1 protein-coding gene is annotated in these 524 nt (G+C 75.4%); it reads left to right on the forward strand.

The window, feature by feature from the left end:
- Positions 1–291 precede the first annotated feature (291 nt).
- Positions 292–524, forward strand: a 233-nt coding sequence (locus FV228_RS32355; protein WP_147858025.1) for a glycosyltransferase, incomplete at its 3' end; no start/stop codon positions are given.

Genomic DNA, 524 nt, shown 5'->3' on the forward strand with positions numbered 1-524 from the left:
GGATCGTCCCCGGCCGCGACCGGCAGGACCGGCAGCAGCAGGGCCGCGGCCAGGCAGCCGGTGCGGATCGGGCGGCGCGGTCTCGTCATGCTCATCGTCTCGCCTTGGGCGGTTCACGGAATCCGGCGCAGTATCGGCGCGCCCGGCCGCGGCGGCGGTAATCTTTCGGACGAGCGGATCCGGCGCCCGCGCCCTCCTTTTGGACGATGTCGCGTCCCGCGCGCAGGCCGCCTAGCGTGCGGGATGGCCGCCCGGCCCCCGCCGGGCGGGGAGAGTCTTCGGAGTCGTCCGGTGCGAAGCGTCCAGGCCCAGAGCGACGGAGCGGATGTCTGCGTCGTCATCGCGGCGCACAACGCCGAGGCCACCATCGCCACCGCGGTCGCCTCGGCGTTGCGCCAGCCGGAGGTCGCCGAGGTCATCGTCGTCGACGACGCCTCGACGGACCGGACCAGCGCCGCCGCCGAGGCCGCCGGCGACGGGACCGGCCGGCTGAAGCTGCTCCGGCTGACCCGCAACGCCGGACC

Source organism: Methylobacterium sp. WL18, from assembly GCF_008040015.1.
Classification (GTDB): domain Bacteria; phylum Pseudomonadota; class Alphaproteobacteria; order Rhizobiales; family Beijerinckiaceae; genus Methylobacterium; species Methylobacterium mesophilicum.